Annotated in this window: 16 protein-coding genes; 2 read left to right on the top strand and 14 right to left on the bottom strand. The window is 33.7% G+C overall.

What is annotated here, in order from left to right; all coding sequences use genetic code 11:
• Window position 1 precedes the first annotated feature (1 nt).
• The 13 genes from RM706_RS03230 to RM706_RS03170 all read right to left on the bottom strand — a co-directional run bounded on the left by RM706_RS03230 (window position 2) and on the right by RM706_RS03170 (window position 11258).
• A complete protein-coding gene (locus RM706_RS03230) occupies window positions 2-877 on the bottom strand; it encodes an AraC family transcriptional regulator (RefSeq protein WP_311349584.1) in 876 nt (291 codons plus the stop codon).
• A 448-nt stretch (window positions 878-1325) separates the two neighbouring features.
• On the bottom strand, window positions 1326-1910 hold the full coding sequence (locus RM706_RS03225; protein WP_311349583.1) for a DUF1579 family protein: 585 nt from the start codon (window positions 1908-1910) through the stop codon (window positions 1326-1328).
• Window positions 1911-2064: 154 nt separating this feature from the next.
• Window positions 2065-3669 carry an amidohydrolase family protein gene (locus RM706_RS03220; RefSeq protein ID WP_311349582.1) on the bottom strand — a complete coding sequence of 535 codons (1605 nt, stop codon included), beginning with the start codon at window positions 3667-3669 and terminating at the stop codon, window positions 2065-2067.
• Between the two features lie 406 nt (window positions 3670-4075).
• Window positions 4076-5167 carry a helix-turn-helix domain-containing protein gene (locus RM706_RS03215; protein ID WP_311349581.1) on the bottom strand — a complete coding sequence of 364 codons (1092 nt, stop codon included), beginning with the start codon at window positions 5165-5167 and terminating at the stop codon, window positions 4076-4078.
• A gap of 344 nt (window positions 5168-5511) precedes the next feature.
• The gene (locus tag RM706_RS03210; RefSeq protein ID WP_311349580.1) at window positions 5512-6270 is read right to left on the bottom strand and encodes an arylamine N-acetyltransferase family protein; all 759 of its coding nucleotides are present in this window, start codon (window positions 6268-6270) and stop codon (window positions 5512-5514) included.
• A gap of 101 nt (window positions 6271-6371) precedes the next feature.
• Window positions 6372-6740 (bottom strand): nuclear transport factor 2 family protein, encoded by a 369-nt coding sequence (locus RM706_RS03205; RefSeq protein WP_311349579.1) that lies wholly within the window; start codon window positions 6738-6740, stop codon window positions 6372-6374.
• Between the two features lie 330 nt (window positions 6741-7070).
• Complete coding sequence (locus tag RM706_RS03200) at window positions 7071-7577, bottom strand: hypothetical protein (RefSeq protein WP_311349578.1); 507 nt, start codon at window positions 7575-7577, stop codon at window positions 7071-7073.
• Window positions 7578-7583: 6 nt separating this feature from the next.
• Window positions 7584-8060 (bottom strand): VOC family protein, encoded by a 477-nt coding sequence (locus RM706_RS03195; RefSeq protein WP_311349577.1) that lies wholly within the window; start codon window positions 8058-8060, stop codon window positions 7584-7586.
• A 147-nt stretch (window positions 8061-8207) separates the two neighbouring features.
• The gene (locus tag RM706_RS03190; RefSeq protein ID WP_311349576.1) at window positions 8208-8669 is read right to left on the bottom strand and encodes a nuclear transport factor 2 family protein; all 462 of its coding nucleotides are present in this window, start codon (window positions 8667-8669) and stop codon (window positions 8208-8210) included.
• Window positions 8670-8834: 165 nt separating this feature from the next.
• Window positions 8835-9206 carry a hypothetical protein gene (locus RM706_RS03185; RefSeq protein ID WP_311349575.1) on the bottom strand — a complete coding sequence of 124 codons (372 nt, stop codon included), beginning with the start codon at window positions 9204-9206 and terminating at the stop codon, window positions 8835-8837.
• A gap of 211 nt (window positions 9207-9417) precedes the next feature.
• A complete protein-coding gene (locus tag RM706_RS03180; RefSeq protein WP_311350449.1) occupies window positions 9418-10314 on the bottom strand; it encodes a GNAT family N-acetyltransferase in 897 nt (298 codons plus the stop codon).
• A 424-nt stretch (window positions 10315-10738) separates the two neighbouring features.
• The gene (locus tag RM706_RS03175) at window positions 10739-11026 is read right to left on the bottom strand and encodes a type II toxin-antitoxin system RelE/ParE family toxin (RefSeq protein ID WP_311349574.1); all 288 of its coding nucleotides are present in this window, start codon (window positions 11024-11026) and stop codon (window positions 10739-10741) included.
• Window positions 11019-11258, bottom strand: a complete 240-nt coding sequence (locus RM706_RS03170; protein WP_311349573.1) for a ribbon-helix-helix domain-containing protein — start codon at window positions 11256-11258, stop codon at window positions 11019-11021. Before RM706_RS03170 ends, RM706_RS03175 begins: the two co-directional genes overlap by 8 nt.
• Window positions 11259-11864: 606 nt before the next feature.
• Between RM706_RS03170 and RM706_RS03165 the strand changes: the two genes are divergently transcribed.
• Together RM706_RS03165 and RM706_RS03160 are read left to right on the top strand one after the other, a co-directional pair.
• Window positions 11865-12320: a helix-turn-helix domain-containing protein gene (locus tag RM706_RS03165; protein ID WP_311349572.1), complete on the top strand. Its 456-nt coding sequence runs from the start codon at window positions 11865-11867 to the stop codon at window positions 12318-12320.
• Entirely contained in the window at window positions 12310-12873 is a 564-nt protein-coding gene (locus RM706_RS03160; RefSeq protein ID WP_311349571.1) for a PIN domain-containing protein, read from the top strand. Before RM706_RS03165 ends, RM706_RS03160 begins: the two co-directional genes overlap by 11 nt.
• A 148-nt stretch (window positions 12874-13021) precedes the next feature.
• On the opposite strand, the gene RM706_RS03155 is transcribed toward RM706_RS03160, so the two are convergent.
• On the bottom strand, window positions 13022-13456 hold the full coding sequence (locus RM706_RS03155; protein ID WP_311349570.1) for an SRPBCC family protein: 435 nt from the start codon (window positions 13454-13456) through the stop codon (window positions 13022-13024).
• Between the last annotated feature and the right edge of the window lie 41 nt (window positions 13457-13497).

Below are 13497 nucleotides of genomic sequence, written 5' to 3'. Positions count from 1 at the left end.
TTTAATGATCAATACTATCATTTTGGGCGTTTTTTCTGAAAACAATAGGGCTAATGCCTTCCATCTTCCTAAAGAACCTAGTTAAGTTATTGGGTTCGCTAAAATTCAAATCATGAGCTATTTCTGCTATTGTTTTATTTGAATAGCGAAGTTCCGTTTTAACTTCTTGCAATAGTCTATTGTTGATTATTTGTTTTGAGCTATGCCCGGTATGCGCTTTTACCAATGTATTTAGTTTATATCGGTCTATTTGCAGCAAATCGCAATAGTCCTTTACTGAATGTACTGTTCGGATATTCAGTTCAAGTAGTTCTTTGAATTTGTGAATTCTTGAGTTGGATTGTGTGTCTGGTGAGATGTTATAGAATTTCGAATACAACCGATTAAGTTTTGATAAAGAGAAATACAAAAGTGAACGTATGATATGAGAACTATCATTTTGATAATTATCTATCTCAGCTATTATCTCATTTAAAGCCAACTGAACAATGTGGTATTCTTTATTTTTTAGTTGTAAATATTGGGGTTGTTGAGAGTTATAAAAGTATTGCAATCGATAAGCGAATAGTTTATCATCAAAAAAATCAGCTAAAAAGTCATTTTGAAATACAAGATGAAAACCTTTGACACCTTCGAGAGGAATTTTACACGATTTTTTTTGAAAAGGGCAGATAAAAAAAAAGCTATTATCAGTTACTTGTAACAACTGCCCGTTTAAATCGATAGTTCCGGAAGCCTTTTGGAAAATCATAATCTCAAAAAAGTCACATGTATGCGAATTAGGATCAAAAAAAACGTTTGGGTTATTTTCAAACGTGTGTAAATCCATTAGTAGCTCAAAGCCGTACTTTCTTTTTTCAAAAATGAATTTTCTCAAAGTCTTATTTCGTATGTTTTTTTACTTGCTTTATAAGGTGGCTCCGTGGTCCACAGCCGTATATACGAAATATAACAAAAACCATTCAATGGTATGTGAATCGGATCTCGGCATGATTAAATTGTCTTGTTCGTCAATGAGTCCGCTCGTGTTTATGTGTCCTTGTGGATTTTGTGTGGTATTGGGATTAAAATTTGACGTACAACCGAGCGCAGCGACCGATGAATTCCTTTGAAATTCAATGGAAAAGAAGTGAATAATTTGACACCATCGGTCTAGACTATGATTTCGTTCTTGTTTCGAACGAATGTAATCTAGCAGAAGGGGAGAGGAAGACACATCTGAATCATTTAGCGCCAAATCTTATTCTGTCGGCTATTCAATTTAGCTAAGTTTGGCGATTGGCTACGAAGTAGCAATGGAATATAGCGACTGTTATATGCTGTATTTATTTTATTCGTTGTGCGGTTTCAGTCATATGATGGTGCCAGACCCCCTCTTCAAAATTGCTTGTTCTAATGTGTGTTTTGCGCACAAACGAATCCAAATTCTGCTCTTTTGATTTTATAATTTTCATCTCACCCCTTACATATTCTATCACATTATTTTCGATTTTAAATTGTCCAGATGTACTCAAAATATAGCGGTCTGTTTCCTTCTGTAAATCGCCTTGTAAAATTCCCTTAATGGGCCAGGTCGAGCTCAACCATACACTCTCATAAAGCCTATAGATGGAGTTGTAGTTAAAATAAACAACATCCAAACCTCTGATTTTTCCAGGTCTTTTCATTTCATATGTGCATTTAATGAATTGACCATCTAAAGATTCTTCACATATTAAAGTTCCTTTCAAAACCCTCTCATTTTCGCTATCAGGACTATAAATGCGCACTATGTTCCATTTTCCCTTCAAAAATGACAATTCTTCAGTCGATTTTCGTTCATCAAATTGTTGGGCGCTTAAAGGAATATGTGTAGCACATAGAAGTAGCAAAATTAGAATTGAACTATTGGAAGGGATTATTTTTTTCATGATTTCCATTTTAACTGTATTGTATTGTTTATCGCGGTTTCGTAGATGACTCGTGCAGCGTTGGAAACACTAAAATTAGTTCAATTGAAATGTAATAAATCTTTGTTTTTGGTAAAGGCACGAGTTATACTCTTTGCTGGGCATAGTAGTTTCATTATTTAACAGCTTTTAATTGTTCAAGACGATTGCTGACATATGGGTTGTGCGGATGAAGCTCAAGTGATTTTCTGAACGAATTTATTGCGTTCACAGTGTCTTTTTTGGCCGAATAAGCAACTCCAAGGATATAATATGAACCGTGAAACTCTGGAAATTGTTCTTGATACATTTTATAAAATTGAACTGCTTTTTCAGCCTGATCCATGTTTTCGGTCAGTCGTCTATTTTGGTAAAGGAATCGATACCCTCTATACCACATGGTATAAAACCCAAGAAATGACTGATCATTATATTTACTTCTACCTTGTTTGAAAATTTCATATGCCTTTTCAACATCTCCATTTGCTATCTCTTCTTCAATGGATTTGACTATTGGCGTAATATCCTTGTAGACCGCCTCTAAAGTATCCAATACATTCTGCATAGTACTTTTAGAATAATACTCTCCATATTTGATGACACCAAAAATTGTCTGGGTGTTTTCAATATTTTCAATTGGGTTTTTATCTAGGATTAATAAATCTGCTCGGTATCCTTTTTTTATCAACCCAAATTTTTCCGAATTATTTAAGGACTCATTAATGAACTTCCCAGGCGCCACGGTAGCAGTTTTTAAGGCCTCATATGGTGTAAATCCGATACTTACGAACTCTTTTAATTCCTGATGAACTGCCAATCCAGGGAACGAACCAGATGTAGGAGCATCTGTACTTGTGAGAACAGGAATCCCTGCCTCATTAATTTTCTTAGTTACCTTTTGAAGAAATACAAATCTTTCCCACATGAATTTTGCCCATGCTTTTCCTCTGCTGTAATTGTAATTGAATTCTTTTCTCCAAGGCTGAAAAATTGCAGGTTGCAAATACTTTATATAATCTTGAGAAGTGATGGAATCTATTTTTTGTACTTGTAGAGGGAGCGATTTAAAAATGGCTAGGTTTGGTGTATAAGTAATATTATGCTTTTTTAGTAGATTGATTAGATCATCAATTCTGGTAGTATCATTTTCATTATTAAAATAATACATCAATTCTTCAGTATGTGCAATCACTTTTTGGCCTGCTTCCAAGGATTGTTGAAGCGATATATTCGGAGAGAGATGACCGACGACAGTGAGATTGTTTTTGGAAGCTTCCTCACAAATTGCTTTGTGCATTAGAGTGTCGAGGTTCCTATACACTTTAATGAAATCATACCCTTTCTCTTTTTGATTTTGGACAGATTTTCTCGCATCATCTACATTGTTAAAACTTAAATAACCAGGCATTGTCGCTGGATAACCTTCCATATAATCTCCGGTAGAGTAAATGTTTGGACTAAAGATTTCGTTTCTCGAAGATGCGTCTCTTAATGCCAAGTGTTCAGGAATACCTCGATAGTTCATTACTGTTGTCACACCATAGGCTAGATTTACTTTTAAGACATCTGGGTGATCAATGTGCATATGCATATCGCTCAAGCCCGGTATCACATATTTTCCTTGACCGTCAATTATCTTGGAGTTTCTTGGATACATGTTGTCGCTTAGTATCCCAACATAGTCAATAGTTTTATTTTTAATAATTATTCCGTGTCCAGAAATTACCTTATCATATTCCATAGTAATTAATTTTACATTTTTTATTACTAGAATATCTTCAGATTCACTTGCTTTGAAATTCGAGCAAGAGCCATACGTAATGATTATAAAGAATAAGATGGTTTCTTTGAAGCTCCTCATTCTCATTATAAAACTTACTTTTTTAGGTAATTAAATAAATATTCAATTTTGAAGTAAGGTGAAGTATCAGCAGTTTCCCTAAAAATGGTTAAAATAATAATTCTAAAAGCAGGCTTTAATGCACTAGAGAATACTAGCGTAACAGTCCACCAATCCTTAGAACAAAATAGAAATTTTAATACTTGCGTTGGTCAAAGGAAACATTTGTACCTAAACGAAAGCACAATACTTCAAAACAATTTGGACCAAAAGTATGATGAAAGAAAATAAAATAACTCCCGTATAACTATATGGGAGTCTTTTTTTGTTGGTACCTCCTGGGAGAAAGTCCGGTAATTCTTTTAAACCATGCGTAGAACGTGGTATCAGAATTAAAACCAACATCATAACCGACTGAAGAAATTTTATAAGATGTATCGTGAACCGACAAAATTTTAATTGCCTCTTTTACCCTATAACTATTCGTAAACTCAGAGAAATTTTGGTTATAGTACTTATTCAATAGTTCAGAAATATGATGTGAAGGAATTTGAGTTGCATTTACTAAATCATCAATACGATAGTTGCATTGAAGATAAGGCTTTTCTTCTTCCATATAAGAGACCATGGCATTCATTAAATTGTCAGTATTCTCTTGTTTAAGGCTAGATTTTGAATATTGGCCGATGTTCTTTTTATCCGTCGAAGAAATCGTTATTTGTTTTAATCCTAAATGGCCTATTGAATAAATCAAGACACATGACAAAACAGCCAGACCTAAATCCATGAAAATAGCGATTTCCAATACTCTGTTGAAAAAGAAATTGGTAAATGAAAAAATAGCGAATAGGCCAAATAAGAACACGGAGATACGGACTAACTTTAATGAAAAATCATCAGGTAATCCAAGTTGAATAGTATTTAATTTTTTTTGAATTGCTTTAAAAGACGCTATGCTATAGGCCACAAATGAAATAGTATGTAATTGATATATGAAAAAATCAGAAATGTCTTTTTCAATGAATAATGTGTCTGTTATTATCCAATATATAAATACAGCGGTTGAATATACTAAGGTAATTGAAGAAGGGATTAGATGAAATGAAAACCTCTTGGAATGCCCATTGGTAATTTTAGTTACATAATCATAAAAAGAAGGACCTAATAAGAACGGTATTGGATAAAATAATAGATTATAAAGAATGTTATGATTTGATATACCGTTCCAGAATCCAACCCAGAATAGTAACATAATTGTAAAGGCCAAAACAGAAGCGGCAAGACTGCAACCAGATCTCTTATCCAAATTAGGTCGTGAAACGAGAAGGTAAGCTAGCAAAAAACCTTGACCGGCTATTATCAGAAAAAAAAGAGTCCAAATGATAAATTCCAATTTCATAATTTGACTTATTTAGAGTTTTCTTTCGTATACAGATGTTAATCTAAGCTAATTCTTCAATTTTGTCTAATGATTTAACACCTATTAATCAATTTATTGTTAGAAATTATGACCGATTGCCGTGAAACAAGATTCCACTTCAGGCGACCGAGCTAGGCCACCAATAAATTTCTCTAAAAATCAATAGAATATGACACTAATTCGACAGCATCGATTTCGTGGATGAGCAGTGGCTGTTTTTAAAGGCGCACTATTCCATTTTGCACTGTTGTTTGATTTAGTAATTTCATTTTCTCTTAGCGATTAAACCGTGATTATTTTCATATAGTGTTCGTCGCAGGCTTTTATATTTTCACTTTGAATTTGACCCAAAGTTCTTTTTTAAATTCGGCTTCATTTTCTAACAATATTTCTGTTGTCAAGTCAAGTTCTTTTATTTTCAATTTGTTTCCGGTAATTGTTATTCGTCCATTTTCAGTTTGTAAGGAAATTAAGCGTTTGCTTGTAAAATGTGAATTTGGACTAGTTTGGTGATAATTACTCATTTCTTCAAATTCTGTAAGTTTCCTTTTTTTGTTCTTAAAAATGTATTCTGGTGTTTGCTTTTTATTTTCAATTTTATTTACACGAAAATATCCATTTTCGTATTTGTCAATTTTGAAATCTCCTCTTTCATCGTTTTGTATAGTTTCTAATTGTAATCTTAATGGTTCAAATGTAAATTCCCCAAACCCAATGTCTGTTAAGTATTCGATACCATTAATCTTTGCAATTATTGCTAAATGGTCGTATTCTTTTCCGTAACCTTTGTCTTGATTAAAAACTCTTGCTGATATCATTTTTACATCAAATCCAATTGCATTTAATAACTCATAAAATAATCCATTCAATTCATAGCAAAAACCACCTCGATTTTGATTTACAACTTTATCGAATATTCTATCAATAGATAATTCGATTGAGATGTTGTTGTGAATATCTAAATTCTCAAATGGAATATTTAAAAGATGATGCCTTTGCAGTTCCTTTAAGTTATTCAGATTAGGTTCAAGATTTCCAGAACAATTAATTTTTTGAAGATATTTTTCCTTTTTAAAACTCATTTTGTCTAGTATGTTGGCGATTTTCTCTGCTATGAAGCTTAGAAACAGTTTGTCAGTCTAGGCCTATGTTTTATTGCAATTTTTGGCAGAATGTTAATTTATTAAATTTTATTAGTTGTATGAAAGTGATAAATTTTCCATTCATTTTCTTTAAGTTTTAAAACCATCGTTTCAATTGCATTAATTTTCATTTCTAAACCATTTGATATTCCTTTAAATTCAGTCTGATAGGTGGCGATGGCTAGGTCTTTAGATTCGGTTATATTTAATTGATCTAAACGGAATTTTTCTACTAGCCAATCATTTTTTTTCATAAATGAAAGGAAGTCCGTTTTCTTTTGAATAATGCAGTTATCTGTAAAATATGAAAAATCATCCGAAAGAAGTTCTTCAACGGCCTTCCATTCTTTGGAGTTGAAAGCGTCATAGAAATCAGTTAGTCTATTCTGAATAGAGATTTTGTTGCCCATTGATTATAATGTTTGCCAACGCCGCACTCTGTATGGCATCTGAGAAGCAGTGAGATAGTAGTAGCGCTGTGGGAATTTTAAAGAAATATAGCAAAATCGATCAACAATGTTGTATGAATCTGGCTTCTGCATTCTCACATAACATTGTTCGCACAGGATACCCGCTACATCATCGATTTGTTATAAGTTTTATTTACGGGTTTGTACGCCTTAATTTTTGGTTTAGAACCGGCGTTAGTAATTCCGAGTAGATTCAGTCAGCCTTGAGTGTAGCAGAAGGGTAGTAGAATTCGCCGTAATTGCAGATATGCATTGTTGTAAAACGTTTTTTTAATCAACCAGTTTTTGCTTTTTTGGCTTTATTACTATTTCATTATGTAAGTTTGGAAAATACTTGAGCATGGTTTCTTTATCCTTCCCAGATGTGTCTATAAAAGTCCAATTCTGTCCATTATCGCTTGATAACCCAATTAAAGTATATTCAGATTCTATCTTTCCGCGGGGTGTTTTCATAACAATTACTTGAGTCAAAGAGCATTGTAATTCATTATCTTTTTTTAAGAATTTTGAAGGACTTTTAAAGTTCAAATCGGTAAATGAGAAACCATCATTTTTCATTTTATTCATTGCTTGTTCGGTGGCTTTGACCATATTTGATTTTCCGCCCATCATTTTAATAACTTCAGGATACGTGAAATTCGCAAAGCTTTCATAATCTCTAGCGAGAAAGAACTTTTTCATTTCTTCAAGTTGAGAGTTTAGATTTTTGTTTTCGGTTTGGGTAAATCCCAAAGCTGAATTTATTATTAGTATTAAAATCCAAATTTTCTTGTTCATATGGTTTTATTTTTCAAAAAATTGAATTCGATTACCATCGGGGTCTTTTATGATTGCCATCCTTTTGTGTGATTCTTGTTGATTTACAATTGTTCCATGAAATTCAACCCGTTGAGTTGTCAAATGACTAATCCATTTATCAAAATCAGAAATTAAAAAGCCTATTTTAAAGAATCCTGTTATCCTGGTCTTGCTGTTGTAATTTGCAATAGCATCTTTTGGAGAAATAGCTGAGTTTAATTCGATCAATTCAATTAATACATTCCCACGTTTTAAATTGGCTTGTTTGAATCCGGCTTCTGGATATTCTTTTTTATTTAATATTTCAAATCCTATATTGTTGGTATACCAAGTTATTGAGTTTTCAATATTTTCAACTATCAGTGCAGAAAAGTAAGCTTCAGGATCAGAGAGTTTCACAGCTTGGGCATAACCCTGAAGTGATAAAAAAGAAATAAATAAGGTGATAAATAGCTTTTTCATTCTTTTTTGAATTAATGCTAAGTTTTAGGCTATAATTTCGTTGTGCAATTATCTTGGACTATACCGTGAACGAAATATACAAAGATTATCAAAAGTGATTGTGAGTTCTGAAACAACAATAAACTGTAGCTTTATTGGGCAATGCTATTATTTTATTTTCCCATCATGAAATCCAGCTCTTTTCCAATTTTCTTTTTCATTAACCCATATATTGGTAATCCGGTATTCATTTTTTTGAATTCCCTCCTTTTTCTTATTTGACACACTAATTTTTCCAGTTACGATGGCCACATTTCCATAAAATTCGATTCTCCTTTCACTGAGCTCATATTCCATAACTTGAAGATTTCCCGATTTAATGTCATCTTCTCTTTCATTCAAATAGTTAAACCAATCTTCTTTTCCAATAGGTTTTGAGTTTCCGTTTGTATGTACATAGTTTTCGGTTACCATCGACTCTAGCACAGCATTGTCTCCGTCTTGAAATGCTTTGTTGAACATATCAATTGCCTGTAACAATTTTTCTTTGGTTGTTTCCGGTTCCTTATCGGAGCAATTAGATAAATTAAAAGCTAAAGCGATTGTCAATAGTATTCTGAAGAATCTCATATCGATATATTATTTTGAAGTTGTGCCCAACGGTCACTGCTATGATTCCGGCTTGGTAAATCCGTAAGAATTTTTCAAGTTCGGAATCCAGCCGTTTTTTAAAGATAAAATTTTTCAAATAGGGTAAGGGTAAATCTGAATTATTGGCCTTGTTGCGACTGGCCTTTATTTTGTCCCCTTGATTCCGCTCAGGCAAAAAGCAGAAGAAGAGAGGACCAATAAAATCCCAGGTATAATGGCGCCTAAAAAGAATGCCAATATGGAATCGATAAATACCAAAATAGTAATGAAGAATAATATTTTTTCAATTTCATGTTTCATAAAGAGTGTTAATATTCCTAACCCGGCAAGTCCAAAAAGTTGAAGGGAAGGATGCACAAATAAAACAGGAAAAATTTCCTTTATGAACGGTTCAGAGTTGGATTGTTGAATTAGGTCGGTTACGTAATAGATTTCACTTGTGTGAAATAGTGCCATAACAATTAAAAGTATACAACCGATTATGGTTGATATTTTGGTGATTTTAGATTTTGTCATTTTACAGAATTAGTTTCTATATGAATAGACGTGAAATCTGTCGAAATAGTTGCCTATGATTATTGTGCAGTTTAGCAAATTCAAACTGAACATCTCAGTCGGTAGGCAGGTAGAAAATCTGCTAAGATTTTAGTAAGTAAGCTTGCACAAGCAATGAATTTTATACGGTTTTATGCATAGTTATTTCTTATATTTTACAGAATAAATTTTTTTAAGCGTGAGATAAAACTGGAAACATCCAGTGCTTATTTGTGAAAAATTCAAACTTATCCTTTAGCATAAAAAGCGTATCTGTACCCTTTAATAAATGTTTCTCAAAGCCCGAATCATCCAAAGGTGTAAATCCCAAAAATACCCGCAGAATCCTTTTGTCAGATATACTATGGATTACGTTATTGATCTCTATCGGAGTTATTGAGAATATATCATCCAGATACATGGTGTCACCTTCAAAGTCTGCGATGGCAATTGCGTCAAGTTCTTTAATATAAAAAATGCTGCTTTTCTTATAGGAATTGCAGTAAAACATGATTAATGACGCATTGTTACGCATAGATATCTTTGCTATAGGAGTTGAATCCTTAATTCTTCCCATTAAAAAAGCGACATCAGTCGGGTCTTCCATGTTCAGTTTTTTCCAGGATGATGAAGCGCTGTGGGTATCTATTGTTTTCGAGTGTTGATATTCCTCTACTACCTTGAAATTGAACTTCGGATAGAAATCAAGCACACTGTCGTTAGCGAAGAGATAGACAAAATCAGTCTGATCTTTCCATTCATGCATTACCTTTTCCATCAAGTACTTGTTAAGTCCTCTATTCCGGTATTTTTCGTCCGTCATTACTGTTCCGATTTGAATACCCGTCTTTCTCTTTTGTCCAATATCAAATTCAATCTTATTAATTGAAACATTTGATATAACCTTGTTATTATGTAACAGCGAATAGGGGATGTAATAGTCGCCCCAGAAGCCATCATGGTACCAATTTTCTAAACTGAAGCCAAAGACGGATTCTGTTAATCTATTGAAACTTGCTCTTATTTTTTGGTCATGTTTAAAATTTCTAGCAAATCCATAACTACTATTATTGAGTTTTATAAGCTCCATCAATTTTTAATCTAATTCTTTAAATCTTCCTATAATTATGCATAACGACCTGCTAAACGCAGTTCGATGATTTCTACGGAAATATAGCAAAATCCTATCAACAATGATATGTGAATCGGGCTTCCGTGTTATCACATGTCATTGTTCACCAAGGAGTCCGCAAGAGCGGACGTTCCCTTGTTGGATTTTGCGTTATTGGGAGTATAAATTATCGGGCCAAATTGAGTTTTAGCTTATGTTATTGCACGTTGGCCGCTTGAGCGGACGGCTGAGAGCTGTTTGTTTTGTTTTTTCTCTTTTTCATTTTAAAAGCCAAATCCCAAAGATTTTGCGGACTTCATAAAAATACGCAAACCTTTCGTTTAAGCCCGGAGCCCTTATTGTTTATAGGTTTTGTTGGCAACAGTATTTTTATTCACGAAGTCTAGATAATATTATTCAAGTCCTGTCGCCCTATAATAGCCATTATCTCAACGACATCATTATTTATTCGGTAGAATATGCTGTCCGAACCGCAAACACACCTCCGGTATCCACTTTTTATAAAATCCACGGATTCGAACGAGAATGGTCTTTGTGCAATTATGTCAAAGTATTTGAAAAAGGAGTCGAAATATTTGTCCGCTTGGGTCGTCCCAAACTTTTTTACTCCATAATGATGAATCCGTATTAAATCCTCCTTGGCAAATTTGCTTAATCTATATTTAGCCATTCAGTGTCGCTTTCGATTGCTTTAAGATTTCAGCTTTAGTATCGTTAGTAAATCCCCCGCTTTCCGCTTTCTCCAATTTGGTCTTAATCCAGTCAATTTGGACTTGTTGGTTTCTTGCTTGTCTGATTAAATCGTTTACCAGCTCACTTTTGCTAGAGTACTCTTGATTGTCCACTTGTGATTTTAACCATTCGTCATTTGGTTGTGTGAAAGAAATGCTCTGTCGTGCCATGATATTCATTTTGGTGCTAATTTACACCAAAAACGAATCAAATCCAAATTTCTTCGATATTGTTGCCAACGACCTGCTAAACGCAGTTCGATGATTTCTACGGAAATATAGCAAAATCCTATCAACAATGATATGTGAATCGGGCTTCCGTGTTATCACATGTCATTGTTCACCAAGGAGTCCGCAAGAGCGGACGTTCCCTTGTTGGATTTTGCGTTATTGGGAGTATAAATTATCGGGCCAAATTGAGTTTTAGCTTATGTTATTGCACGTTGGCCGCTTGAGCGGACGGCTGAGAGCTGTTTGTAGCAATAATGTACTTTGCAATTTGGTTTAGCTATGAACAGTACGGGGCAAACTAGCGTTTGCTTTCCACCACGCACATAGCGAAATCTTTTGGTTTTGTTTTTTCTTTTTTGGTCGAAAGCAAAATCCCAAAGATTTTGCGGACTTCATAAAAATACGCAAACCTTTCGTTTAAGCCCGGAGCCCTTATTGTTTATAGGTTTTGTTGGCAATAGTTTTTTTGTCAATTTTAACATTACTAATGTAAGTTTATTTCGTTTATTTCGTTTAATATTGTAAAGTCTAATACCAGTCATAACAATGGAAACTTATAAAAACATAAAAAGACCTTCAAAAGAGGAACAAGAACTAGCAATGCATTCTTACAATGCTTTAGCGTCTGTTCTTGAACAGCTAAAATCGGAAAACCCCGAAATTGAGATTGAAGAAACAGAAGAGAAAATTAAAATTCCATTAAGAGTTTTAAAACTCTTAGCTAAAATTTTAAAAGTTACAGGTCAGGGTAATCCAATTTCTATTGTTCCAATAGCGACAGAAATGACAACACAAGCTGCTGCGGAGTTTTTGGGTTGTTCAAGGCCACATTTGGTAAAATTACTTGAAGAAGGTAAAATTCCATTTGCTAAAGTTGGGAAACATCGAAGAGTTAAGTTTGAAGATATTGTAAAGTACAAGGAAGGTATGAAATCCAATCAAGAGCAACTTTTGATGGATATTATGAAGTCAGATGAAGAATTAGGATTATATGATTCATAGTGTCCGTTTTACATGTGTTTTAGACACAAATATTATCTATCCAATTGAAATAAGAGATTTACTTTTTTGGTTTGCTTTCTTTGAATTATTTACCCCAAAATGGAGTAATCATATTTTTGATGAATGGGAAAAAGTAATGAAGGGCAAAGGAGTTGAGGACGAGGAAATAAAGAAGAGAACAAATCGGGCAAATCTTGCATTTCCTGACGCTTTGGTTACGAACTATGAGCCATTAATCGAAACTTTGGAACTCCCTGATTCTAAGGATAGGCATGTCATGGCTGCAGCTATTAAGACCAATGCTAATGTTATTGTAACCAATAACCTTAAGGATTTCCCAAAGGAGTATTTGTCTAGATTTGGGTTGTCTGCTAAATCCGCTGATGACTTTATTACGGATATAATTGATTTGAATCACGAAAAAGCAGTACAAGCGTTCAAGAAATTAGTCCTAAATAGACGAAATCCAGATTTAGACGAATATGAGGTTCTAGATGTTTTGAGAAAAAATGGACTTAAAGAATCTGCTGACTATCTCCATTCCTTGATTTGATAAATTATTGCCAACGTGTTTGTGTATGAGCAGTAGCGGATTTTATGTAACTACTGTTCAGATTACAATTTACTTTAATTAAATGAAAAAACGGTTCGAGTTAGTACTCAAACCGCTATTGATTATACACATTGTTAGGCACTGCCTTTTACGAATCTTTAGCCATTTTTTCTGTCATTTCTTCCAGAGAACTGTTCATAAACGCATGGAATTGCTCCTGTGTCATTTGTGGATTTTCAATGAACTGTTCATAATGAGACCAAAATATAAATACACATTTGCCATAACCTAGATCAACCACTTGTATGGTGTTTACCATCCCTTTTACAGGCGCTCCTTCTAATAAAGAGTATGAAAAACTTCTTGCAGATTCATTATAAGCTACAATCTTTTCCTTAAAGTAACCTTTACCATCTGGCGTATAACATACTCTTTGACCTCCTTTTCCAATATTTCCAGTCCACTCAACTCTTGCAACATTTGATGAGTATTTGTCAATTTTGTCCATTTGCCTAACTGTCTCCCAAAACTTATCTGCGGACTTGTTTATTATTTTACTGAATTGAACTTTTGGCTCTCCCATAGATTGTGCCGTAGCGAAATTTACACTTATAAGAAGAACTA

The sequence above is a fragment of the Croceitalea rosinachiae genome, from assembly GCF_031846445.1.
Classification (GTDB): Bacteria; Bacteroidota; Bacteroidia; order Flavobacteriales; family Flavobacteriaceae; genus Croceitalea; species Croceitalea rosinachiae.
Note: the sequence above shows the minus strand (reverse complement) of the source record. Positions and strands in the feature narration are given on the sequence as shown.